Source organism: Sphingobium soli, from assembly GCF_020782245.1.
Classification (GTDB): domain Bacteria; phylum Pseudomonadota; class Alphaproteobacteria; order Sphingomonadales; family Sphingomonadaceae; genus Sphingobium; species Sphingobium soli.
The window spans coordinates 1-24018 of sequence record NZ_JAJGNP010000007.1 but is presented as its reverse complement, the minus strand read 5'-3'; the positions used below and the strand labels follow the sequence as shown (position 1 = coordinate 24018).

The following is a 24018-nucleotide window of genomic DNA, read 5'->3' as shown; positions in this document are numbered from 1 at the left end:
CCTTGGCTCCCCTTCAGCCTGCGAGCGCGGCCAGCATCTCGCCCGATGCCTGTTCTTCGGTCACCCATTTCAGCATGCGGCGCACCGGCTCGATCGCGTCCTGCCGTTCCATATTATGCTGCATCGTCGCCGCACCGCCCAGCGACACGATCCGCTGCGCGCCTTGGAAGGCGAGGCGGTCGCGCAGCTCGTCCTTGAGGCTTTCGGGAAAGATGCCAATCGTCTGGGTATAGGCGTTGACCGCGCTGACGGCCGTTTCCCGGCTGTCGATCGGCACGATATTGCCCACCCGGCAGGCGAGCGTGCGGGAGAAATCGACCGGATATTCTTCCTGGCTGACGATGACCGCGCCTTCGTTGGTGCGGCCGCCGAAGATGCGATAGTCCTCGTCATTGAGGCGGATGCCGTCGATCTCGGCCTTGAGCGCGCCGTCGAAAGCCTTGTGCGGCGTGCTCAGATGATCGGGCAGGCGCTGGAGCGCGTCGAAGGTCATCTGCCCCAATCGGTTGGCCCGCTCCAGCCCGACGTCGTCCGTGCCGCATTCGACATAGATGACGCGCGCGGACACGCAGCCTTCCTGATTCTGCGCGCCGATGTCGAGCGCCAGACGGCGCGCCACCTGCCCCAGCGTCGCGTCATCGGCGAAGGCCTCGCGACCGATGATCGTTCCCGACAGCTTGGGATCCTGAGTAATAAGGTCGATCCCTGGTTGCAGATAGCGGGTGATATGCTTGACCGAATCGAACCCGCCCCAAGCGACGATCTTTTCGACCCCGCGCGGATCGTAGATCGCCGATTCCACCTGATCGTCGCCGCCCTTCCAATAGGCGACGGAGACATGTTTCGACAGCGGATGGTCGGGGTCCATCTCGAGCATGGTTCGCACCAACGCGGCGGCCGTCAGCGGATCGTTGGACGGCAGCTTGATGATCGCGTCGGACCGGGTCAGCGCATTGCGGATCACAGTCAGGATCGACACGATCGGCGCATTGCCGGCAATGACGTGCACGGTCCGCGCACCGAAGGCGCGCGTGCGGGCGGTGAGACCCGGAAATCTGCCAGCCCCCTGATCCACCCAGCCTTCCAGATAGTCGATGCCGCAGGAGCGTTCCATCATCCGCCGCATTTCGGTGCGATCGAAGGCCGCGCCGATATACTGGAAATGGACGCGCAATATACTCTCGGACAGGCCGGAGGTCTGACAGGACAGGCGAAATGCCTCCTGCAAATGCCGGTTCTGGCCGAAATCGAGCCGCTGCCCCAGGGCGACGAGGAAATCGAGTATCTCGTCAAAGCTCAGCGCATAGAGGTCGGCCATGGCCGAAGGGGTGCGCAGCGGCAGGCGCGCCACATGTTTGGCAATGTCAGGCGCCGAGAAACTAACGCCGCCTCGGCGGCCGCCATAGTCGACCTCGGCATCATCGATAATCTGGCCCCGGATGATCAGGGGCACGCGGAATGGATCGGTCATGGCTCTACTCACATCGACAGTTCGGCAAGAAATTCGAGGGCGCGGTCATGCGCTTCGGGGGCACCGGCGCACACGATGCGGTCGTCGCCGCCTTCCTGCTCGCTGTAGCGGCGCACCGGCGGAATGACGTACGGCCCGGCGCGGCCGCAGGCGCAGGGCTTTTCCCAGCCGGCCAGCGTGATCTCGTCCCCCGTCACCAGCCCAGCCCAATAGGTGTTGGGCATCAGGTCGAACGAGGCATAGCGGCCGGTCAGGCCATCCTTGCGCGGCAGGGGCTTTCCGGTCGCCGGATCGAGCAGGAACGGGATCTGGATGGGTGGGACGTGATAATGGCCATGCTCGCACATCATCGACAGACCCATCTGCTCTGATGTGGCGTACATTTCATAGATGGTGTCGAAACCCAGAAATTCGATCACGCGCTCGCGCCAGTCGTCGGGCAGTTCCTTGCCCTTCTTGCCGCCGCCGGTCAGCAACACGCTGCCCTTGCCGAAGACGTTCTTGAGACCGCGTTTCAGCCCCTCCTCCGCCCAGTCGTAGAGGATGGCCCACATCGCCGTCACATAGACGTCGCGTCCACCGAAGCGCCGCTGCGCCTCGCTGAAGAAATGCTTGAGGTCGTCGGGCCGGCGGCGCTCCAGTTCCAGCAGCGCCTCCCGCCGTTCCAGCAGGACCGGCGGAATGTCGATCATGCCGGCCTCGCCCCGCGCCTCCGCCGCGCGCAGGCGGCCGCCCAGCGAGGCGATGTCTGCACTGAACCGGGCGTCGGGATAGAGGAACAGGGTATTTTCCTCACCCTTGGCATAGAGATCGACCTGGATGCCGTTGCCGCGCTGCATCGCGGCAGCGCCGTAGCGATAGCCCGGAATGATGATCGGCATCCCGTCCTTCACGATGTCCGGACCCCGGTCCGGCCACCAGTCGCGGATGATGACCCCCGAATGGACGATGGTTTCACGCCACTGTTTCTTGGTGCGAGGGACGAAGCTCAGCTTGCCGGTGGTGCCGGACGTATGCTGGACGGTCAGGTCGGTTTCCGCGTCGAGCAGGTCGATCCAGTCGTCGATCGTCTCGATACCGCTGGCATCGACGTGGGAAATGTCGCTGGTCGTCAGGCCCGCGAGCCATTTGGTCAGCTTGTCGAAACGGCTCCGTTCCAGATAGCTGATCGGATAGGATTTGTAGACGGTGTGCGGAAACAGAAGCGGCGCCAAATCGTCGATCGTTTCGATCGCGTCGATGCCCTGCTCGCGCGCCAGCTTGTCCAGCACGGACAGGCCGGGCCGCAATTCGGCAAAGCGCTTGCGAGCGCCGTCCAGATGCAGCCGGTCGATCTCCTCGCAACTGAGCGTGAAGGCTTGCGCATAGGGCGCATCGTGGAAACTGGTGGGATCGGCGATCAGTCGATCGAGATAGCTGCTCATAAGAAAATCCGTCCTTCTTGATGGGACGGATTGTGGCGGGGGCGAGGCGTTCCCCGCAATGCCGATGCCTACAGCCGGAACGCCCAAACATCGTCAGGCGGACATGAAGCGCGATGCTTCACATCATATCGGATCGGCGATCCAACGCAGAACTGGTTCAGCGCAATGCGCCACGCTCTTCGCGAAATTCGCGGGGGGTCATGCCGGTCGCCTTCCGGAACGCCGCCGAGAAAGCGGCAGCGCTCTGGAAGCCGCATTTGCCGGCGATTACCTTGATCATCGCCTCGTCGCGGACAAGCAGGTCTTGCGCACGCGCGATCCGGCGGCTGGCGATATAGTCGGTCAAAGTGATGCCAGTGGTGGCCCGGAAAGTCCGGATCAAGTGACGCGGGCTGGTGCGGATTTCGGCGGCCAGATCGGCCACCGAAAGCATTTCGGCCAGATCGGCCTCTATTTTATCCTTGATGCGACGCAAGCGCCAGCCGGGCATCTGCCCATGTGCGCTGCGGTCATCATATTGGGCTTGGCGAAAATGCCGGCACAGTTCGACGACGAGCATCAACGCCATGCTTTCGAGCAATATATCCTGTCCAAAGCCCGGATTGCGCAATTCCTCCACCAGCCGGGCAAGGCCCTGACGCACCCGACCGATCTGAACATCCTGACATGCCGCCAGATCGGCGACGCTGTCATCCTCGAATAATTGCATCGCCCGGTCGTTTTCAAATGTCAGGCACAGCAGGCTGTGCTCGCCCGGTTCACTCAGGGTCGCAAATGCGCCACCCTTGGGCAGAAAGACGACATCGCCTGGCGGGTCTGCCAGTTCGCGTTCGCTGTTGAAGAAACGAGCAGTGGGGCAGCGCGGGCCGATGGAAAAATCCAGATAGTAGGAATCAGGTTGAAAAACCGATCGGCTGCTCTGGGTCCATCCGAAGTGACGGATATCGGCGAAAATGCCATTCGTGTGGAACCGCCGTTCCACATGGAAATGCGACGCAGTGTGCGGGGCACAAAGCGGCAGACCAAGATCGGCTTCATGTCGCATCCTCAACCTCCTCGCCATCGATCAAATATTGGCTCGATCCTAAAGCGCAGGATCATTATTTCCCTGTAGATCGCGAATGGCAAGTCAGTGCCGATCATGATCGTGCACGTCCGAGACTACCCATCGGCTCGCCAATGCAAACAGACCGGCGGCCAGTATGAAGAAGCAGGATCCCAGGCTGAGCGACAGGCGCAGCCCCTGCGCGCTTGCCGCCTCACAGGCCGCGACTGCCCGCTTGGCACACTCGGCAAGGCTGATGCCTGCCGACACCCGCGCGCTTTCCCCCAATATGTCGCTGGCAAGACCGATCAGCGGCGGACCCAATCCATAGCCTAATATGGAACTTGTGGCGATAATCACGGCGGAGGCCATGGCGCGCATATGCGGGGGCGCCACGTCCTGTCCGTGCGCATACATGGCAGGCATATAGAAATGCTGCCCCATGGATCCGAGCACCATCAACGCCACCGCAAGGCCAACCGTCGGAATCTGAAACGCGAAGGCATATAGCGCCCCACACCAGAGCAATCCGAAGGAAGGCAACCAGGCCTTGATTCGCGGGTAGCGACGCGCGCCCAGATCCATCATCGGGCCGCCCAGCAGCGTGAAGACGATGCCGACGCCACCGATCACCAACCCCATCAGTGCCGAAGCATTGGCCAGGGACAGACCATGTCCGCGCATGAGGAAGGATACCATATATTGTTGATTGGCATAGCTGCCGATCCCGGCGACGCCCCCCGCGACGGCCACCAGGGCGAAGCTGCGCCGGGCCAGCAGCTGGCGGCCGGTGTCGATGAAAGACGCAGTATGGTGCGGTCGGGGCTCGCTCCGCAGCGGTTCCGGTACGGTGGCGCGGAACAGTAGAGCCATGACGATGCCTGCCATCCCGCAGATGAGGAAAGCCGTGCGCCACTCATAAGCGGCGATCAGAGCGCCCCCGCCCACCGCTGCGACGATGGCGCCGAAGGGACCAGCGACCGCGAAGATGGCGATGGCGGTCGTTCGACGTTGCGCGGGGAATGCATCGGAGATCAAAGAATGCGAGGCCGGCGTGCATCCCGCTTCGCCAATGCTGACGGCGGCGCGCCCGACGAGCATCTGGACGAAATTGGCCGCAATTCCGCAAAAGGCCGTCATTGCACTCCACAATGTCAGCGAAATGGCGATGATCCCGACACGGCGGCCGCGGTCAGCCGCGCGCGCGATCGGGAAACTGAAGACCGTGTAGAGTATGGCGAAGGCGGGTCCGCCAATCAGGCCAAGCTGAAAATCGCTGAGATGGAGATCGACCTTGATCATTTCCTGGGCGACCGAGAAGAGCAGTCGATCAATATAATTGAGGCAATTGAGTAGAAACAGCGCCACAATTGTCCACGATAACAGTGATCGCCTGCCGGCGGAAAGCGATGCGTTTTCCGCTATCGGTTGCGGACCTGCATCCACTATTGACGGATTGCGCATCACTCATCCTATTTCATCTTTATCGACTGTAATGAAGGTTATGCCAACACCGCACCCTATGCCTCCGCCACGACTATCGCCGGGACGACAGATGTCGCGCCGGAGACATATTCCTTCCTATATGGCTCCCCGTCGATTCCCCGGATATTGCGCAACAAACACAGGCAAAGGGGGGGATTTACGATGATCGCAGTCCGCGCGCCCGCCATGTCGATCTGCGGGCCGCCGCTTGGCAAAGTCGCGCCACGCAGGACCGCATCATGATCCAGTCGATCGGCATCTTACAGGCAGCGACGCCGTTTCCCGCCATATCGCTTCCCGCAATATTCGCCCAGATCGCGCATATCCTTCGCCGCTGCCGCAGCCTGGTGTTGCTCGCAGGGAAATTCCTTTTCACGCGCCTCGACGCGCTCGCACAATTCTTCGATATCGCATCGTGAAAGAATGTTCTTTTCACGCAAATAGCAGACCAGGCTTTGCAATATGATCAAAGCCTTGTCGCCACTGTCCACCGATTGACTGATATCCATTTTTCGACCCTGGACCTTGAAATACGGCATAACTGCTCGTTTCTTGACCGGGCAGTTATGCAGCAGATCAGCGATGGAACTCCTGACGAAAGATAGGATCGTTCACACAGGCCGGATCGGATCCATGAGTGAAGTGGACGAAGCCACATCACCCATGCCCCTATGTCAGAAGCGATAGGAAACCGTTGCGCCCCATGTGCGCGGCGCTGCGGTAAAGCCGATCGCGGTGCCGAAGGTGCCATAACCGTTGAATATGGCGTTATAATATTTTGCCTGCGTCAGGTTGCGCCCCCAAAGGGTGAACTCCATTCCGCCGTCGAGCTTGAAATTCAGGCTTCCGTTCAGCACGCCATAGGCCTTGAGCCGACTGAAGCTGTTCTGCGTATCGATGAAGCTGATAGCCGCCGCACGCTCCGCCGCATCGTTCACACCATCGTTGAGCGCCGGTGTCGTCAAATCCGCAGTGGCATAGTCCTGGTAAACGGCAGAAGTGTAGGCATAGTCGGCATGCAGCGCAATTTCGCCGCCTTTGACCGGGAAACGCTGCGTCGCGCCGATGTTCCAGGTCCAGCGCGGCGCGCGCGGAACGACCTCACCGCTACGATCTACCGTACCGCCCAGGCCCGCCGCAGTGAATGATCCCGCAGCATATTTCGCCTTAAGCCAGGACAAGGCGCCGCTCAATTCCAAGCCCTGCCACGGAATGAGCGTACCTTCAAATTCAAGGCCATAGGCCTTCACATCGCCTGCATTCTGAACGAACTGGGTCAGATTAGCGCCAACCAGGGCATTGACGACATTCTGGGCGCCGTTGCGCCAAATGTAGAATCCAGCAAAATTAGTTCGCAGATGCCGATCGAAAAAGTCGCCCTTGAAGCCGATCTCGGCATCCTTCACCTTTTCCGGCGCAAAGGAACTCGCATCGGGCGGGGTCGGACGCGAATTGAGACCGCCGGCCAGTGCGGCGCCACCCGTCTTTGCATAGATGAGCTTGCCGTCTCCCAGTTCGTAGTCGATGCTGGCAAGCCAGGCGGGATAATCAAATTTGGCCGTCACAGGATCCGTGCAATCCGAACCGGGGGCGACCAGATTTGCATTAGCACCCACGGCGCATAGCCCCGTAGCGGGCAACGTGATCAGTCGGCCGTTGGAGAGGAACGAACCGGAAAAGCCCGGAATTCCTCCGATATAGCCCATGCGGTTGATCGAACGCTTGTCCCAGGTATAGCGGAATCCGCCGGTCACGCGCAGCCGTTCGGTCAGGCTGTAGTTGACTTGGGCGAACAAGGCTTTCGATTCCGACTTGTATGTGGCCAGGTTGGTATTGGCCGGGGCCAGGTTGAAACCGAAGTCGGTATCCTGGAAGACGAGCGACTGGGACTGCTCATCGCCCGTTTCCTTGAAATAGAAACCGCCGAAAATGAACTCCAGCTTCCCCAGGTTACCGGAGAATTGCAGTTCCTCGCTACGCTGCTTTTGCGAATAGTCGCTCGCATAAGATGCGATCTTGGCGGGCGTGCCGTCAAGATCGGTACCATCCCCGGTATCCGCCTCGCGATAGGCCGTTATCGATTTGATCTTAACGTCGCCCAGATCATATTCGATGGTCGCACGGACACCCCACGTCTTGTTATAATTATATGGCGTATCGATGTTGGCGTTGCCCGTGTCGGGATCATTATATGTTCTGTAAAAGCGGCTCTTGCTCTGAAGGAAGCTGGCGATGTCGAATTGACCGGAATATAGTGCGAGCGCCGGTCCGGTCGGGTTGATACCGCGCAGAGCGACGTTATTGTATGTATCCTTGATATTGGCATAGTCGGCCGACAGGGACACAGTCATCGGGATCGCGGACGGCTCCCAGTTCAGCGTGGCACGGCCCGCGATATCGTGATCGATACGGGCCGCATCGACCCCTCTTATCGGATTGTCGCCAAAACCCTTGCCCCTCTCGCCATAGCGGCCAGCCAGGCGCAAGGACAATTCATCGCCCGAAATCGGCAAGGTCAGCGCGGATTCGATGGACCAGCTTTCATAGTTACCGATACGTCCGGTTACATAGCCGCCGAAATTTCCGTCCGGCTGCACAGTTGTCATGTTGAGGGCGCCACCCGTCGTGTTGCGTCCGAACAAGGTTCCTTGGGTTCCGCGCAAGACCTCGACCGAAGCCAGATCGAGAAGTCCGAGATTCCCGGCGATAGGTCGCCCATAATAGACGCCATCGACATAGATGCCGACCGCAGGATCGGAAAATGAGTTAGGGCTGTTCTGCGCATTGCCACGGATGGCGAGATATATGAGCGATGCGTTGCCGGTGCCACCGGATTGCACCGACAAACCCGGCGCCGCCCGGCCCACATCCGCCACTTCGACAATCTGCCGTTCAAGCAGCGCAGTCGGATCGAGCGCCGTGACGGCAACGGGAACCGTCTGAAGATTTTCCGACGTGCGGCGAGCCGTCACGATGATGTCGCGCACGCCGCTATTGTCATCACCGCTCGCACTTTGCTCGACCGCTTCTGCCGCGTGGCTTACGCCTGCACCACCGACACCCAATACCGTGCCGGCCATCAGGATTGCGCGGAATATTTTAACCATTTCATCCCCTCCACTATTAATATTATTCAATAACGGAATTTAATTACCATATTTATTTTTATTTTTATGCATTTATATTAATGGCACTAAGAGAAGAAATATTATATACTTATATTATATCACCGATCTAAGGCCGCGAATATGATCTTGAAAACTAGATCAGTGCGATATTGGGCAGTATATCAAGTACTTTACTGTTTCGCCGTCGCCGGTTATTCCACCCTCCGAATTTTATCGTTTCATACGCAGAAGACACATACCGTCGGATAGGTATCCTGACCCAGAGGCCCACGCACTTACCCCCGTAGCAAGGGCTCCATGGGCACCAGAACAAGATGATCGGCAGGCGCATCGGGACCTGCGATCACCAGGCATTGTCGCAGCATCCGCCGGTGAAAGAAGCGCGTCAGGGCGGCATGGTCGGCAGGCGTGCTCTTTTCGATGAAGCGCATCAATGCGGCCTCACCCGCGGCGGCATCGGCATAGGCCGTACCCAGCAGCGCCTCGACGTCCTTGCCATCCTCTTCCCGCAGCCAATCGCGATAGCGCAGCTGGTTCCGCAGATAGTGAGGGATCGAGGCAAGGATATTACGTTGCCAGCCCTGTAGCGATCCGCTTTCCGGCAGACGTTCGATCTCCGCCTGCAATTTATGAAGTGCCAGATCATTCTGGTCGACGGCGGCGGGCGGCGGAAGCGCAATGTCGTCGAGCGCCACGCCCAATATCTCGGCCAACGCCTCCATACATCGCCGTCCGATCATCGACACCTGTACCGCTGCCTCGACCCAATCGCCGCCGCGCCCCTTTTCGTGCATCCCGAACAGGGGACCGTAAATGGCTTCGGCGAGGAAGGACACGGTGTGATAGGCGATCGCGTCAAAATCGAGCGGTACGCCGATCGCCGTTTCATAGTGACGGAATAGAGCGGCGACGTCGCCCATATTCTCGATCGGGTGGCGCCCCCGGAAGCACGCGAGATCGCGCATGGGATCGCCTAGATGACCGATTTCCACATCCAATATGCCGGTAACCTGAGTACCGTCCGAAAGGAACTGGCCGCAATCGCCCGTGACGAAGGAGATGGATTCCCGATGTCGGGGATAGTTTCGATGCAGCCATCGCGCGCAAAATTCCAGCAGCGGATCTGTGATGCCCTGCTCGACCGTCATGGCATGAAAGCGTTCGAAATTATGCAGGGCGATCTCGCGCGCACCCTGCGGCAAATGGGCTCCGCCTTCGATGAAAGCCTGACTTGGCAGGCTGTGGATGTCAGCCAATACCTCCATATAGCGTAGCGATGCGGCCCACCGATCCTCGGTCATCACCGACGCGCTTTCGATCGCCTCCTGGACCAGGCCGGGATCCCGGCCGCCTTCTATCCATTCCATCACGATGGTGTTGGGTTGGTCGCACATGCCCAATATGGCTGGAATGGGAATGCCATTTTCATGCAGTGCGCGCTGCATGCGCATTTCATACGCAAGCGGATAGGGATGGGTCGGCCAGGTGCGGTCGCCCTTGAGCAGAAAGTCGCGCTTCACACCATTTTGCTGCGCGCTAGCGCGCCAGACCGGGCGCCAGCGCCGCTGCTTTTCGAGCACGACTTCAGAACAACCCAGGACATCCTCGAGCCATCGGCTGAGCTGTTCGCGGCTTTCGGCCTGATCCTGATCGGCTTCGGTCTGCGCCATCGACGGTCCTCTCCATAGTCTTTTTCTGTCCATTATGGCCGGTGCGTCATCCGCCTTTTATGGGCCGGGCGGCCGTTGCGGAAAGATCGGGCTGACGCACCGTTTTTTAGTGCCTGCCCTCAATCGCCAAACCGATAGCGAACCTCCACGCCATAGGTCCTCGGCGCGCCATAGAATCCACTGAATATCCCGAGCGCGGCCGATCCGACATTGCTCGACGCCAGATATTTCTTGTCGAACAGATTACGTACGAAGAAGCTGACATCCGCCTTGCTGCCGCCGACGCCGTTCAGGTCCAGCCGTCCATTGACCAGGTCATAGGCGGGCAGCACCTGGTCGGAAGAGCGCACCTTGCTGGAATGATAATAGTCCAGGCTAAACACGGTTTCCGCCAGCGAGGGCGGTACCGGAAGCATCCAGCGCGCGCCGGCCGTGACCGTCGTCTTCGCGACCAGATTGAACGGCACTTTGAGCGCTGCAAGATAGGATTGGAGATCGGCAGGCACCGTCAGCGAGCGCGACTTGAGGTCGAGGAAGGTCGCACCGGCGTCGAAGGACAATGTCGACGTCGGCTGGATGCGGGTCGAAAGGTCGATACCCGCGACCCGGGTCTTGCCCGCATTGACCAGCAGCGTCCCGCCGCTCGGATCATTGCTGGCGTCGCAATCGCCGTCCGGAGATTTCGGCGGATTGGTTCCGCCCGGTGCGATTGTGCTGCAACTCGCCTGCGTATTGAGGCCCGAAATGGGCACCTGCACATTATTGTACCAGCCGACAAAGGGCGACGCATTGAGCTGCAATTTGACGTCGCCCATGGTGAAGTCGGAGCGGATACCGACCTCCACATCCGTCACCTTTTCCGGCGCGAATGACTGGAAGGGCGTGAGCCGCCCAGCCAGCGTCGGGCTGTTAATCCCGCCCGCACGATAGCCCCGGCGCGTCACCGCATAGAGGAAGATCGCATCCGACGCCTTCCAGTCGATGCCTGCCTGCCAGGTCAGCGCCTTGGACGAGGTCTTGTTGACGCTCGAATTGCGGATGGTTGCCGCGCCGTCCGCGCATTCTTCCGGCGAAACGACGGGCTGGTTGTTCAGGCCGCCGCCGACACAGGCCTCGATCTTGTCCCAGGTATGGCGCACGCCCAGATTGACGTGCAGCCCGTCCGCAATCTCATAATTGACATTGCCGAACAGCGCCCGGCTCTTTTCGCTGTAGAAGCTGTAGTTGAACCGTGCATCCGTGATGCCGGGCAGGATGAAGACCGGTATGTAGGTGCCAGACGGCTCGAGCGGCTTGCTGTCCAGATAGAAGGCGCCGACCAGCCAGTCTAGGCGATTGCCGAGCGCCGACCCCTTCAACTGCACTTCGTCGCTGATCTGCCGGACGTCGGATGTCTGGCGCCCGCCCACGATTGTCACCGGAAGCCCGGCAGGAATCGCGCCGCTGCCATCGGCGATCAAGGTAGGCAGCCCATCCACGCTGGAATAATAGTCGACCTTGGTGCGCCGATAGCCGAAGATATTGACGAAGGTGAAGTCGTCCGACAGATCGAACTCGGTCCGGTTGGTGATACCGAAACGCTCGACCTTTTCGAACGCGTCGACGTCCGAATTGATTACGCGCGGCCCGCGCGCGCGCTGCAAGGCCAGTTGCGCCAGAGCCGCCGCCGCCGTGCCCGTCGCCGTCAGCCCGTTGGGACCGGGCAGCACATTCGTCAACACCGACGCGCCGCCGACCGCATCATTATGGTAATAATCGACGATGAGCGTGTTGCGGAACGCGGCGCTCGGCTCGAACAGGATAGACCCGCGGATCGCTTGCGAATTGAGGTCGTCGGGGTCGCCGCCGATGCCGATATTCTTGGTCCAGCCATCGCGCTTCTGGATCTGGCCGGCGATGCGGATGGCCAGCGTGTCGGACGTCAGCGGTATATTGACGGCGGCTTCCAGCAGCCGGGCGTCGTAATTGCCGTAGGACGCCTTGGCATATCCCCCCAGCTTATAGTCCGGCGCCGTCGGATAATAGAGGATCGCGCCGCCAGTGGTGTTACGGCCGAACAGCGTCCCCTGCGGCCCCTTGAGCACCTGAACGGACGAGAGATCATAGGTCGGAATGCTGGACCCGACCGTAGGAGACGGCACTTCGGCGAAATAGCTGATGACGCCCGGGGCGCTGTTGCCGGCCAGCGCCTTGGACTGGCCACGAATGGAGAAATTGCTGTTCTCGCGCCCGCCCGAACCCGCCAGGAATACGCCCGGCGTCTTGATCAGCAGATCCTGCGTATCGCGGATATTGGCCTGCCGCAGCGAATCCGCGCCGAACGCCACGACAGAAACCGGCGTCTCCTGAATATTCTCGGCAGTCCGGCGCGCCGTCACCACGATGTCGCTGCTGTCCACCTCTTGCGGCGCGGCGGAGGATGATTGCGCCAAAGCCACCTGGGACGTCGTCAGCAACAGCCCCAAGGGCAGGATGAAACCGGATATCTTCATTCTTCTTCTCCCTGATGGCCAGATATGACCTTTGCCTTTGAGAGCCGGTCTGCTGCCGGCCTTTCCTGTTCATAGGATCGAGGATGGATGGCCGTCGCCCCGCGCCGCATGCCAATTTCCGTCGATCGCGTTTTCGCGGCGCCTGAATATGCCGGTCTGCCTGCGCACTATGTCGCCATCCCCTCCGCATTCCCCCGATGGATCGGGTGTGCAGCGGATAAGACGCCAATCCGCGCCTTCAATTACCTGTCGAAAGGAGGGTCCGATGGCGGTTCATGCCGATATCCACCGGATGACGTACGGTCGGGAAAGGCTGACGGCCCATAGGAGAGGAAGAGATGACCGTTTTTGCAAGCGGACTGTTGATGCCCGAAGGGCCGATCGCGCAGCCCGATGGAGGCCTGATATTGGTCGAGGTACTGGGCGGACGACTGTCGCGCTTGGGACCGGACGGCGTGCGCTCCACCATAGCCGATCTGGGCGGCGGCCCGAACGGAGCGGCGATCGGGCCTGACGGGCGAATCTATGTCTGCAACAATGGCGGTTTCGACAAGCTGATCCTGCCCGACGGCAGCCTTATGCCGATCGAGGCCCCTCTCGACACGCCCCCCGGCGCGATCCAGGTCGTCGATCCCGCCAGCGGCGCTTTCGAAACCTTATACGCATCCACCGAAGCTACTCCCTTCTGGGGACCGAACGACCTCGTCTTTGACGAAACGGGCGGATTTTGGTTCACCGATTTCGGCAGGGATCGCGGCGCGGCGCGAATGCGGGGTGGCCTTTATTATGCCAAGGCCGACGGGTCGGACATCCGACTGGTCGCCGGACCATTGGATGGGGCGAATGGCGTCGGCCTATCGCCAGATGGACGCACCCTCTACGTCGCCCTCACCTATGAAGCGCATCTGCTGCGCTATCGATTGTCAGCGCCTGGTATAATCGACACGACGGCGTCGCCGACCCCGGACGGGCACAGCATCGTCGGTCGGGCCGGACCTGGTCAATTTCTCGACAGCTTGGCCGTCGACAGCGCCGGACACATCTGCTGCGCCTCGCCCGGCCAAGGCGCCATATTGATCTTTCCTCCCGAGGGCGGAACGCCTCAGCAAATCGAAACGGGCGATTTCCTCACGACCAATATCTGCTTTGGCGGCAAGGACGGGCGGGTGGCCTTCGTCACGCTGGGCAGTTCCGGCAAGGTCATATGTATCGACTGGGACGCCCCCGGCCTGCCTCTCGCATTCGGCTGACCTTCCTCTTAAATAGCGCCTCCTGCCCGCCGACAGGTCAAGCAAGGCAGCCATTGTTGTTCTCTCGCGCCATGCCCCGGAAAAGAGCGACCATGTCAGCTGATTGTTATGACTATATCATCGTCGGGGCGGGGTCTTCCGGCTGCGTGCTGGCCAATCGACTGTCGGCAGACCCGACCGTCAAGGTACTGCTGGTGGAGGCGGGACTGGACGACAGCAGTCCGTTGATCGCCATGCCGCGCGGTATCGGCAAACTGCTGGCGCCGGGCAATCCCCATGTGTGGGATTACGCCGTATCGCCCGGCGGCAACGCACCCCAGGAAATATGGCTGAAGGGCCGCGCGGTTGGCGGGTCCAGTTCGGTCAACGGCATGGTCTATGTGCGGGGCGCTCCGGCCGATTATGATGGCTGGGAAGCGGCAGGCTGCACAGGCTGGGGCTGGCAGAATATAGGCCGATATTTCGTCTCTCTGGAGGACCATGCGCTGGGCGCCAAGGCGTGGCGCGGTGCCGGCGGCCCCCTCAAGGTCAGCGTCCACCCTTCCGGCGACCCGCTGTGCGAAGCCTTCCTGACAGCCGCCGAGCAGGCCGGCACGCAACGGGTGGACGACATGAACGACATGCCGGCCGTGACCCAGGGCGGCATGGGCTATCAGCCGACATCCACCTATCGCGGCAAGCGCTTCTCCGCCTCCCGCGCCTTTCTGAAGCCCGTGCGCGGCCGCCCGAATCTGGATGTTTTGCCGCAGACTGACGCCCTGCGTATCCTGTTCGACGGACAGCGAGCGGGCGGTATCCTGCTGCGCAACAAGGATGGCGTGCAGGAGGTCGCCGCCCGGCGGGAGATCATTCTTTCCGCAGGCGCGGTGCAGAGCCCCAAGCTGCTGCAATTGTCGGGCATCGGTCCCCGCGCCTTGCTCGAATCGCTTGGCATCCCGATCGTCGTTGATGCGCCGGGTGTCGGCGCCAACCTTCGCGAACATCGCTATTTGGGTTTCAACTACAGGGTCCGGGGGAACAGCCTGAACCAGAAACTGTCCGGTGTCGGCCTTATCCTGTCAGCTTTGCGCTATGCCTTCGGGTCTACTGGGCCGCTGACCCATGCAGCGCATGAAGTGGGCGGCTTCGTCAAGACCGATGCCACGCTCGACCGGCCCGACGCGCAGGTCGGCATGGGCCTCTACTCCTTCCACACGGACGACAGGGGCGCGGTGGCGCTCGACCCCTATCCCGGCATGACCATCATTGCTTATTATATGCGGCCCGACAGCCAGGGCCATGTCAGGATAAGTTCGGCCGATCCGGACGTCCCGCCGGTCATCGACGCCAATCATCTGGCGACCGATGCCGACAGGAGCCATTTCGTTGCCCTGTTTCGCTGGCTCCGTCGCCTGGCGCAACAGCCCGCGCTCAAGGACTGGATCGTCGAGGAAACAGGCAAGACCGTCGACATAGAGGCGGACGAGGACATTCTTGCCAACGCGATGGCCCTTGGCGGCACATCCTTTCACATTTGCGGGACATGCCGCATGGGCGCGGATGAAACCTCCGTCGTCGACCCCCAGCTTCGCGTGCGCGGCGTCACCGGCCTGCGCGTCGTCGATACCTCCATCATGCCGACGATCGTATCGGGCAACACCAATGCGCCGGCCATGGCCATCGCGCTCAACGCCGCGGACATGATCCTGCGGCCCAGACAGGAAACCATGCCATGACCGTGCCGTTCACGACGTTCGACAAGCTTTATATCGATGGCGCCTGGGTCGATGGCGGGAGCGAACGCGACGCCATCATCAATCCCGCCACCGAAGCGGTGATCGGCCACGCGCCGGTGGGTAACGCCGCCGCCGTGGACGCTGCGATCGCAGCCGCGCGCGATGCGTTCGACACGGGCATCTGGCCACGCATGGCCATGTCCGAACGCGCGACCAGTCTGCGCCGGATGCATGCCGCACTGGATGCGCGCAGGCAGCAGATCGCGGCGCTGATCATCGCGGAAGTCGGCTGTTCACAGGGCATCACCCAAGGCATGCAGGTCGCTAATCCGCTCGACCATCTGCTGGCCGCGGTCGAACATTCGACGCGCGACGACAGCGTTCGCCTGCCCATCGACATCACCCCCGATCCCTTCAATCCCGACGGGCCGAAGAAAATAGGCGGGACGACCGTGGTGCGCGAACCGGTGGGCGTGGTCGCGGCCATCACCGGTTATAATTTCCCCTTTCTCATAAATCTGGCGAAGATCGTTCCCGCGCTGCTGGCCGGCAATACGATGGTGCTGAAGCCGTCGCCCTTCACACCCTTTTCCGCGCTGCTGTTCGGGGAGATCGCCGAAGAGATCGGCCTGCCCAAAGGCGTGCTGAACATCGTTACCGGCGGACCGGAGGTTGGCACGACCCTGACCTGCGATCCGCGCGTCGATCTCGTCACCTTCACCGGATCCGAAGGCGTAGGCGCCGCTATCATGGCGCAAGCCGCCCCCACATTGAAGCGCGTGCATCTGGAACTCGGTGGAAAGTCCGCACTGATCGTCCGCCAGGATGCCGACATCGCCCGCGCCGCGGGCATGGCGGTTGCAGTGCTCTCGGTCAATGCGGGCCAGGGCTGCGCCCTGCTCACGCGCCTCGTCGTCCATAACAGCATCAGGAAAGCGTTCGTCGAAACCGCCTGTGCCATCGCCAGCCAGTTCAAAATCGGCGATCCTGCCGATCCCACCGTGGCGATGGGGCCGCTGATCCGCGAATCCCAGCGGGAAAAGGTCGAAAGACTGATCACTATCGGCCGCGACGAGGGCGCGCGGATCGTGCATGGCGGCGGGCGTCCGGCCGGTCTCGACAAGGGCTTCTTCACCGACATCACGATCTTCGACGATGTCGACAACAAGATGACGATCGCCCAGGAAGAGGTGTTCGGTCCGGTCGGCTGCGTCATCGGCTTCGATACCGACGAAGAGGCGATCCGCATCGCCAACGACAGCCGTTATGGCCTGAATGGTGGCATCGAAACCGCAGACGCTGCCAAAGGCTATGAGATGGCGATGCATATCCGTGCGGGCAGCGTCATGCTCAATGGTGGCACTGGGCGTATGACCTATGCGCCCATCGGCGGCTACAAACGCTCGGGCGTGGGCCGGGAATATGGTCCCGACTGGCTGCACGAATATCAAAATCAAAAGTCGGTCTTCTATCCTATCGGCGGATAGAGCCGCTGCCTAACCTGCGGTAATGCCGCCGTCGACCGCCCAGCAGGCGCCATGCACATGACGCGCCCGATCGGAAGCCAGGAACAGAAGCGGCTCGGCCACATCCTCGGGCGGACAGGGCGGCCGCATGCCGGTGTAGCGCGCGAGGAGCCGGGGATCGGCGAAATCGGGGAAGGACATGCCCTGTGTCATTTCCGTCCGCATCGGGCCAGGCGAGAGGATGTTGATCCGCACGGGACTGTCCATCATCTCCATCGCGAGCGACAACGTCAAACCGACCAGTCCGAATTTGGAGGCGGTATACGGCGCCAGATAGGCCTGCCCCATGAAACCGGCGGTGGAGGCCACGCAGATGATATTCCCGCCGCTCTCGATCAGGTGCGGCATGGCCGCCTGCATGAGAAAGAAGGGGCCGGACAGGTTGGAGGCAATGGTCCGGTTCCATTCCTCCTCCTTGATGTCCGCCAATCGGTGAAACATGACATCGGCGGCGATATTGCACAGCACATCCAGCCGGCCGAATGCCGTCATCGCCCCTTCGATAGCCTCCCTACAGCCATGCGGCTCGCCAAGATCGCAAGCCAGCTCGACACACCGGCCACCCGCGTCGCGGATCAACCGCCCGGTCTCTTCCAGCTTGGCTCGGCTGCGCCCGACAAGGCACAGTGCCGCGCCTTCCCGCGCGAAGGCGAGGCTCGCCGCGCAGCCCAGGCCCGACCCGGCGCCGGTGACCAGTACGACCTTGCCTGCAAAGTCCATCCGCATATCCTCTTCCAAAACGGGCCGTCGGCGGGGTTAGAATGCCACGCTGATGTCTGCCATAAGGGTGATTACGGCGTGGCCAACCTTTCCCCGGATGGGGTTGATCCCCTCACCAGCGCCGTCGCCATTGCGCGCCGCGCCGACGGTTACGGATCATCTCATCCCGCTGCTCCGGCGTGACAAGCGGCGTGTCGGCAGGAAGATGCGAACGGAGTTCCGCAGCCGGCACGATCCTGAGCGTCGGCTCCGGCCCGGAACTCGCGCCGGTCCAGCGCAGCATCAGCGATCCTTCATTGCGTCCGGCCGGATCAAGCCAGTTGGGCACGCCCGGATCGTCCAGTGCGATGACGGCCCGGAAGCGGCCGTCGCCGTCCAGACGCGCCTGCGCCGCGTTGAGGCTGCTCTGATGGTTCATCCAGTCGATCGTGTTCCACAGCGGATCGTTGAGCTGGACGTTCCAGTAACGCACCTGATCGGGCACCGCCGTGTCGATGATCATCGCCTCCCCCGGCTCCAACCGGAAGATGCCCTGATAATAATGCTGCCCGGCCACGCCGCCGCGACCGGCCCAGTCATCATATTCCAGCCTGTTGACGAAGCCCTGCGCCCGCTGCCGCTGGCCATAACCCAGGGCGAATGCGGCATAGCGTTCGACGAACGCTGACAGGCGATCGAGCCGATGGACGATCTCGGCTGCGGGCACCGGACCGCCGCCCACGCGCCGGTCGACCCGTTCGATCGCGATGCGTAGATCGCGCCCCACGCCCCAGTCATAATAGGCATGGCGCAAGCCGATCGTGACCGCGCGCGGGTCTAGCGGAAACCAGTCGCCCGCATGATCCGGCCGCTCCCCGCCCAACACGATGTCGAACGCCCCGTCCGGTCCCAATGTGCAGGCATCCAGATCGATCATGCCCACCGAAGGCCCGAGATCTTCCATCGGTCCCAGACCGCCCGCGACCAGATCAAGGAACACGAAAACCCCGTCCCCCCGCGTGCCCGACAGCCTGTAGACGCCGCTGCCGTCGATCCGCGCCGCGCCATAGATGAAATCGGGATTGACCCCGACCGTGTTGAGGATGCTGCTGACCGAGGGTACGAAATCGGGATGATCGGGATCGGCGAAGGCCGTCTGATAGCCGGTGGCGAGGATAGCGAACAACAGGCGGTGCGCCTCGGCCCGGGCCTGTGGATCATCGGGATCGGCCAGCCTGTCCAGCATGCCTTCCGCCCCCACCATCCGCTCCAGCCAGGCGCGCCACTGGGACGTTTCAGAGATAGGCATGGTAGGTCTCGATATATTCGGCGAACCTGTCGCTCACCTGTTCGGCGGTCAGACCGTAATCGGCCAGACTATAGCTGCGCGGCCCATGCTTGCCCGCCGGATTCTCCCGCAGCCAGCCCAGCATGCCCTTTTCCGACTCCGGCGTGAAATCCCAGCCGAAATGGTCATAGGCGGCCCGGATGGTCGAGACCGGGTCGGCGACGATGTCCTTGTATCGCATGTCGTAAATCGGCAGGTCCGGATGCGCCCTGCGATAATCCATGCAGAACTTCACCCCATCCCACCAGAGTTGCAGGAACTCGGCGCCCAGCGCATGCAGATCGAGTTGGTCGTAGGACGGTCCACGAATGACGCTGATCAGTTGGGAGATCGAGGCGATGACGGTGGTCGGGTCGCGATGGGGCTGAATGAAGATCGCATCGGGATAGACGCTACGCAGCGCGGGGAGCTTATACATATGCTCCTGAATCTTGAGCACCCAATGCCTGCCGGGATGCCGCCAACCCAGATGCTGAAGCCACATCTTGTGGACCTCGTAGCGAAAGGTCGCGTCGATGCCCTTGAACCAGTCGTAGAAGCGCGGGAGATGCTGGAACATGCACGGATTGCTGCTCTGAAAGGAGGTCGTCATGAACGATCCGCATTCCTGCGGGATTTTGGCGCCCAGCGGATGGGCTTTGAGCAATTCGTCGGCATCACCGCCCAATTGCGCGCGCAAATGTTCGTCGAACCGGGAGATGCGCGGGTCCGTGTCGGCGGTTGCCGCTTCGGGAGGAGGCGATGGTTCGGCCACTTCCCACATCAGCGGCGTGCGGATCTGCGGGTCGCCTTCCATCAGGGCGTGCAGGAAACTGGTGCCGCACCGGGGGAGGCCGAGGATGAAAAGCGGCTGCCTGATTTCGACATCGGCAATGTCAGGATAGCGCGCTCGGTCGTCGGCGATCGCCTTCAGCCGGGACAAGTCATCGGCAATGATATGCAGTGCACGCACATGGCCATTGGCGTTAAGTGCCCGGTCTTCCGCCATTGAGGCAAGCAGTTGCTCCAGCCCCGGCCGCACATTGTCGCGTAAATAATCGGGCAGCGGATACTGCGCCAACAGCGCGTCCGCGTCCGGAAATTCAAATGTCATTGCCATCCTCTCTCAAACTGGTCTGACGACCATTTTGGGCAGGATGACTGGTCCGGACACCGATGAAAAGCCCAGGTGCCATCGATGTCGCCTATCGGAAACAGATGTCGAAAATTGCGGCTACATCAGTGGGCGCTCAGTGGATCAAAAGCCGGTCACGGAATTGCCGCGGCGAACACCCTTCTATCTGGCGGAACGCCACACTGAAGCTTGCCGTATTGGCGAAACCACAGCGATAGGCGATCTCCTTGACCAGAAGCGATCGGTCCATCAGTAGGTCCTTCGCCAGAGCGAGCATATGACGACGACAAAAGGCTGCGGGACTTTCGCCCGTCGCGGTGCGGAACAGGCGTTCATAATGACGGACGCTGATGCCGCGTTCCGCCGCCAACTGCCCGATCTCGACCCTGCCGGGCTGCTCCCGGATATGTGCAACAAGGCCAGCCAGATAGCGCTGGTCGAACGTCCGGCGACTGGTGAACTCTGGTTGGCTTTCTGGACCGAATTGCTGCACCATTTCGGCTGCGAGGCCGACGCTGATCGAATCCAGAATGAGTTGCGAACACAGCCCCGGCGCCACCAGTTCCTGCTGGGCCCTTAGAAGCAGTGCTCTGACATGGGGATTGCGCATGTCTATGGTGTCGCGCAATTGTTGATTGGAAAGTTCCATGGGCAATCCAGTGATCGCGGGAATATCTATTCTGCAAAATAGCGATCTTTGCTCGCGTTCCTGCCAATGCATTTGGAACGGACACGCGGCCGGATAAAAGCGTACCTCGCCCTGCTCGCAAAAGTCGCGAGCAGATGCGAGATATCTGCCCATAGACGGGAAGCGGGTCAATTCGAAATAGCTGCAGGGCGGCGTGAAGACGATCTCGTTTCGTTCTCGCCAGAAAAACCGCCGGACTTCAAAGCGCGCACCAACTGTAGCCCTCGCCGCTTCGAGAGACGTTTCGAATTCCTGCGGGAATATGAAGTCCAGGCTTGTACCCTCAGGATGACGGTCAGAATCATAAGGTCTTGTAAGCATATCAGCTGTTGCTCCTGATCTGCCCCCACCGAGTGGACCGGTTTCTTTGTTAGTGGATTATTCGCGCCGCCGCCATATCCGGATGGAGGTGGAGCGAAGCGGAACCGGAGGCCGGATATGGCGGTGTCGCCGTTTCTGGCGCCGGCGGTCGGTAACCCAAGCTGCTGTGCGGGCGCACGGTGTTGTAATGCCGCCGCCAGGTTTCGATCAGCACCTTGGCCTCCGCGAGGCTGTAGAAGATCTCGCCAGGGACTGTCAGGAATTTCGTGTGCGGCGAGGCATAAAGGGCAACAAGGAGACCCAATATGTCACGACGGAAAGAACCCTCGATACCGAACGACATTCTCGACCAGTTGCTGGCCGGCACTGACGCGGCGGCGGCGCTCGGCCAGGGCGGCCTGCTCGATACCCTGAAGAAGGCATTCGCCGAACGGGCACTCAACGCTGAGATGGATCACCATCTTGGCCAGGAGGAGCAAGGGAACAACAGCCGGAACGGCTATGGCCGCAAGACGGTGACGACCGACGGGGGACGGATCGAGATCGAGGTGCCGCGCGATCGAGCGGGCAGTTTTGATCCGCAGCTGATCGCCAAATATCAGCGCCGTTTCCCCGGCTTTGATGACAAGATCATCTCAATGTATGCTCGGGGTATGAGTACGCGGGAGATCACCGGTCATCTGCGCGACCTGTATGGGATCGACGCCTCGCCCGATCTGATCAGCACGATCACCGACGCGGTGCTGGAGGAAGTCGCAGCCTGGCAGCAACGGCCGCTGGACCCAGCCTATCCGCTGGTTTTCTTCGATGCGATCCGGGTCAAGATCCGCGACGAGGGGATGGTGCGCAACAAGGCGATTCATATTGCCCTGGGCGTCATGGCCGACGGCACCAAGGTGGTCCTGGGGTTGTGGCTGGAGCAGAATGAAGGCGCCAAATTCTGGTTGCGCGTCATGAACGAACTGCGCAACCGCGGCGTTGAGGATATCATGCTGGCCGTCGTCGACGGCCTCAAGGGCTTCCCCGACGCCATCACCGCCGTCTTTCCCGAAGCGATGGTCCAAACCTGTATTGTCCATCTGCTGCGCAACTCGATGGATTTCGTGGCGTGGAAAGATCGCAAGGCGCTCGGAACGGCCTTGAAGACCATCTATCGGGCCGTTGATGCTGCAGCCGCCGAAGAAGCCCTGACAGCGTTCGAAGCCAGCTTCTGGGGGCAGCGTTATCCCGCCATCGGCCAGAGCTGGCGCCGGGCATGGCCCGAGGTTATCCCGTTTTTCGCCTTTCCCGACGAGGTCAGGCGGATCGTCTATACGACAAATTCAATAGAGGCCCTCAATTCCAAGCTCCGCCGCGCTGTTCGTGCCCGGGGCCATTTCCCCAATGATGAGGCCGCCACCAAGCTCCTCTATCTGATCTTGAACCGATCGGAGAAAGAGTGGAAAATGCCGCCGCGTGAGTGGAACATGGCAACAGCGCAATTTGCCGTGCTCTTCGGCGAACGTTTCATCAGGGCCATGACGGCCTGATGGTCAACCGCCTCGCCGCACACGAAATTCCTGACAGTCCCCTGGAGCGATCTGGAATGCCGCCAGGCGCCTTGGGCTGTCGTTTAAAAAAGACCTGCGCGCGGCCGAGCAGGACCGGCCCGACGTGGCCGCACGGCGCAAGCTGTGGAGAGCGACGCAACCGTTCCTTGATCCTGAAAGCCTGGTCTTCCTCGACGAAACCGGGGTGAACACCAAGATGGCGCGGCTCTATGGCTGGTCGCCCGTTGGCGAGCGCTGCCGCGACAAGGTGCCGTTTGGACATTGGAAAACAATGACCTTCGTCGCCGGGTTGCGCCTCACCGGCATGACCGCGACTTGGGTGCTCGATCGCGCGATGGATGGCGATGCTTTCCGCATCTACGTCCAGCACGTCCTCGCGCCGACCCTCAAACGCGGCGATGTAGTGGTTCTCGACAACCTGCCCGCGCACAAGGTCACCGGCATCCGCGAAGCGATCGCCGAACGTCGGGCTCAGATATTCTACCTGCCGCCTTACAGCCCCGACATGAACCCGATCGAGATGGCGTTCGCCAAACTCAAGGCGCTCCTAAGGCAGGAACCGGCGCGCACCGCCGACGCGCTCGTCGAACGTATCGGCACGCTGCTCGATCGCTTCCTGCCAGACGAATGCGCCAACTTCTTCCTCGCCGCAGGATATCAACGCTCATGCTGAAAATGCTCTAGAATACGGTCACCAAATATCTTCTCGAAAACTAGCTGATCGTGCTCACGATTGTTAGACGAATAATGATCCGCTATCTCCACCGCCGTCTAGCGATCGAGCCCGCGCTAATATGTATGAAGGTCAGGGAACCGACCTCGCCTGAACGTCCCTACGCGATCCGAAGACATCGGACCCGAACCGCTTTTGCAGATGGATCGCGACCAGAGCAGCATAGCGGCGTTGGCGGGCGCCGTTCGGGCTATGATAAATGCCCATCGCCTTCCAGTAACTGCCGCTCATCTTGAGCGCGTCGAGAAAGATCCAGCGTGCCGCCTCGGCGTTGAAGCAGGGTGTTGATTTCCACTGAGAAGTGACCCGGGTAGGGCGTAAATTTCCACTGAGAATTGACCCATGTTGAACTCGTCCCT

Annotated in this window: 17 protein-coding genes and 2 pseudogenes; 5 read left to right on the top strand and 14 right to left on the bottom strand. The window is 61.1% G+C overall.

From position 1 onward, the window contains the following. Positions 1 to 13: 13 nt before the first annotated feature. The 8 genes from LL253_RS10410 to LL253_RS10375 all read right to left on the bottom strand — a co-directional run bounded on the left by LL253_RS10410 (position 14) and on the right by LL253_RS10375 (position 12715). Complete coding sequence (locus LL253_RS10410; protein WP_062731436.1) at positions 14 to 1471, bottom strand: acyl-CoA reductase; 1458 nt, start codon at positions 1469 to 1471, stop codon at positions 14 to 16. 8 nt (positions 1472 to 1479) lie between these two features. Next, positions 1480 to 2895 (bottom strand): long-chain-fatty-acid--protein ligase, encoded by a 1416-nt coding sequence (locus LL253_RS10405; protein ID WP_062731437.1) that lies wholly within the window; start codon positions 2893 to 2895, stop codon positions 1480 to 1482. Between the two features lie 157 nt (positions 2896 to 3052). Next, positions 3053 to 3940, bottom strand: coding sequence for a helix-turn-helix domain-containing protein (locus LL253_RS10400; RefSeq protein WP_062731438.1), 888 nt, complete (start codon positions 3938 to 3940; stop codon positions 3053 to 3055). An 84-nt stretch (positions 3941 to 4024) separates the two neighbouring features. Beyond that, a complete protein-coding gene (locus LL253_RS10395; RefSeq protein WP_062731439.1) occupies positions 4025 to 5308 on the bottom strand; it encodes a spinster family MFS transporter in 1284 nt (427 codons plus the stop codon). 377 nt (positions 5309 to 5685) lie between these two features. Then, the gene (locus LL253_RS10390) at positions 5686 to 5964 is read right to left on the bottom strand and encodes a hypothetical protein (RefSeq protein WP_439646642.1); all 279 of its coding nucleotides are present in this window, start codon (positions 5962 to 5964) and stop codon (positions 5686 to 5688) included. Positions 5965 to 6099: 135 nt separating this feature from the next. Continuing rightward, positions 6100 to 8532 carry a TonB-dependent receptor gene (locus LL253_RS10385; protein WP_062731440.1) on the bottom strand — a complete coding sequence of 811 codons (2433 nt, stop codon included), beginning with the start codon at positions 8530 to 8532 and terminating at the stop codon, positions 6100 to 6102. Positions 8533 to 8828: 296 nt separating this feature from the next. Beyond that, on the bottom strand, positions 8829 to 10223 hold the full coding sequence (locus tag LL253_RS10380) for a phosphotransferase (protein WP_062731441.1): 1395 nt from the start codon (positions 10221 to 10223) through the stop codon (positions 8829 to 8831). A gap of 119 nt (positions 10224 to 10342) precedes the next feature. Continuing rightward, positions 10343 to 12715 carry a TonB-dependent receptor gene (locus LL253_RS10375; RefSeq protein WP_062731442.1) on the bottom strand — a complete coding sequence of 791 codons (2373 nt, stop codon included), beginning with the start codon at positions 12713 to 12715 and terminating at the stop codon, positions 10343 to 10345. Positions 12716 to 13053: 338 nt separating this feature from the next. On the opposite strand from LL253_RS10375, the gene LL253_RS10370 reads away from it, so the two are divergent. From LL253_RS10370 to LL253_RS10360, 3 genes are all read left to right on the top strand, one after another. Then, positions 13054 to 13965, top strand: coding sequence for an SMP-30/gluconolactonase/LRE family protein (locus LL253_RS10370; protein ID WP_062731443.1), 912 nt, complete (start codon positions 13054 to 13056; stop codon positions 13963 to 13965). 92 nt (positions 13966 to 14057) lie between these two features. Then, the gene (locus LL253_RS10365) at positions 14058 to 15680 is read left to right on the top strand and encodes a GMC family oxidoreductase (RefSeq protein WP_062731444.1); all 1623 of its coding nucleotides are present in this window, start codon (positions 14058 to 14060) and stop codon (positions 15678 to 15680) included. Then, the gene (locus LL253_RS10360) at positions 15677 to 17167 is read left to right on the top strand and encodes an aldehyde dehydrogenase family protein (protein WP_062731445.1); all 1491 of its coding nucleotides are present in this window, start codon (positions 15677 to 15679) and stop codon (positions 17165 to 17167) included. Before LL253_RS10365 ends, LL253_RS10360 begins: the two co-directional genes overlap by 4 nt. Positions 17168 to 17176: 9 nt before the next feature. Here the strand turns inward: LL253_RS10360 and LL253_RS10355 are convergent, their stop codons facing one another. From LL253_RS10355 to LL253_RS10335, 5 genes and pseudogenes are all read right to left on the bottom strand, one after another. Continuing rightward, positions 17177 to 17926 carry an SDR family NAD(P)-dependent oxidoreductase gene (locus LL253_RS10355; RefSeq protein ID WP_026149569.1) on the bottom strand — a complete coding sequence of 250 codons (750 nt, stop codon included), beginning with the start codon at positions 17924 to 17926 and terminating at the stop codon, positions 17177 to 17179. 112 nt (positions 17927 to 18038) lie between these two features. Beyond that, on the bottom strand, positions 18039 to 19214 hold the full coding sequence (locus LL253_RS10350) for a hypothetical protein (RefSeq protein ID WP_228227149.1): 1176 nt from the start codon (positions 19212 to 19214) through the stop codon (positions 18039 to 18041). Continuing rightward, a complete protein-coding gene (locus LL253_RS10345) occupies positions 19201 to 20346 on the bottom strand; it encodes a sulfotransferase family protein (protein WP_228227148.1) in 1146 nt (381 codons plus the stop codon). Before LL253_RS10345 ends, LL253_RS10350 begins: the two co-directional genes overlap by 14 nt. Before the next feature lie 136 nt (positions 20347 to 20482). Next, positions 20483 to 21376 (bottom strand): AraC family transcriptional regulator, encoded by an 894-nt coding sequence (locus tag LL253_RS10340; RefSeq protein WP_228227147.1) that lies wholly within the window; start codon positions 21374 to 21376, stop codon positions 20483 to 20485. A gap of 49 nt (positions 21377 to 21425) precedes the next feature. Beyond that, positions 21426 to 21623: pseudogene (locus LL253_RS10335) on the bottom strand (integrase core domain-containing protein); the annotation flags it as partial. Between the two features lie 58 nt (positions 21624 to 21681). Here LL253_RS10335 and LL253_RS10330 point away from each other — a divergent pair. Continuing rightward, positions 21682 to 22905: an IS256 family transposase gene (locus LL253_RS10330; RefSeq protein WP_062731446.1), complete on the top strand. Its 1224-nt coding sequence runs from the start codon at positions 21682 to 21684 to the stop codon at positions 22903 to 22905. A 49-nt stretch (positions 22906 to 22954) separates the two neighbouring features. Next, positions 22955 to 23599 carry an IS630 family transposase gene (locus tag LL253_RS10325; RefSeq protein WP_157078242.1) on the top strand — a complete coding sequence of 215 codons (645 nt, stop codon included), beginning with the start codon at positions 22955 to 22957 and terminating at the stop codon, positions 23597 to 23599. Between the two features lie 132 nt (positions 23600 to 23731). On the opposite strand, the pseudogene LL253_RS10320 reads toward LL253_RS10325, so the two are convergent. Continuing rightward, a pseudogene (locus tag LL253_RS10320) lies at positions 23732 to 24018 on the bottom strand (hypothetical protein); the annotation flags it as partial.

Excerpts from the sequence above, each read along its gene's own strand:
- LL253_RS10400 (WP_062731438.1), bottom strand. The coding sequence starts at position 3,940 with ATGCGACATGAAGCCGATCTTGGTCTGCCGCTTTGTGCCCCGCACACT.
- LL253_RS10365 (WP_062731444.1), top strand. The coding sequence starts at position 14,058 with ATGTCAGCTGATTGTTATGACTATATCATCGTCGGGGCGGGGTCTTCC.
- LL253_RS10405 (WP_062731437.1), bottom strand. The coding sequence starts at position 2,895 with ATGAGCAGCTATCTCGATCGACTGATCGCCGATCCCACCAGTTTCCAC.
- LL253_RS10370 (WP_062731443.1), top strand. The coding sequence starts at position 13,054 with ATGACCGTTTTTGCAAGCGGACTGTTGATGCCCGAAGGGCCGATCGCG.
- LL253_RS10390 (WP_439646642.1), bottom strand. The coding sequence starts at position 5,964 with ATGCCGTATTTCAAGGTCCAGGGTCGAAAAATGGATATCAGTCAATCG.
- LL253_RS10340 (WP_228227147.1), bottom strand. The coding sequence starts at position 21,376 with ATGCTTACAAGACCTTATGATTCTGACCGTCATCCTGAGGGTACAAGC.
- LL253_RS10375 (WP_062731442.1), bottom strand. The coding sequence starts at position 12,715 with ATGAAGATATCCGGTTTCATCCTGCCCTTGGGGCTGTTGCTGACGACG.
- LL253_RS10410 (WP_062731436.1), bottom strand. The coding sequence starts at position 1,471 with ATGACCGATCCATTCCGCGTGCCCCTGATCATCCGGGGCCAGATTATC.
- LL253_RS10360 (WP_062731445.1), top strand. The coding sequence starts at position 15,677 with ATGACCGTGCCGTTCACGACGTTCGACAAGCTTTATATCGATGGCGCC.
- LL253_RS10355 (WP_026149569.1), bottom strand. The coding sequence starts at position 17,926 with ATGGACTTTGCAGGCAAGGTCGTACTGGTCACCGGCGCCGGGTCGGGC.
- LL253_RS10350 (WP_228227149.1), bottom strand. The coding sequence starts at position 19,214 with ATGCCTATCTCTGAAACGTCCCAGTGGCGCGCCTGGCTGGAGCGGATG.
- LL253_RS10345 (WP_228227148.1), bottom strand. The coding sequence starts at position 20,346 with ATGACATTTGAATTTCCGGACGCGGACGCGCTGTTGGCGCAGTATCCG.
- LL253_RS10385 (WP_062731440.1), bottom strand. The coding sequence starts at position 8,532 with ATGGTTAAAATATTCCGCGCAATCCTGATGGCCGGCACGGTATTGGGT.
- LL253_RS10330 (WP_062731446.1), top strand. The coding sequence starts at position 21,682 with ATGTCACGACGGAAAGAACCCTCGATACCGAACGACATTCTCGACCAG.
- LL253_RS10380 (WP_062731441.1), bottom strand. The coding sequence starts at position 10,223 with ATGGCGCAGACCGAAGCCGATCAGGATCAGGCCGAAAGCCGCGAACAG.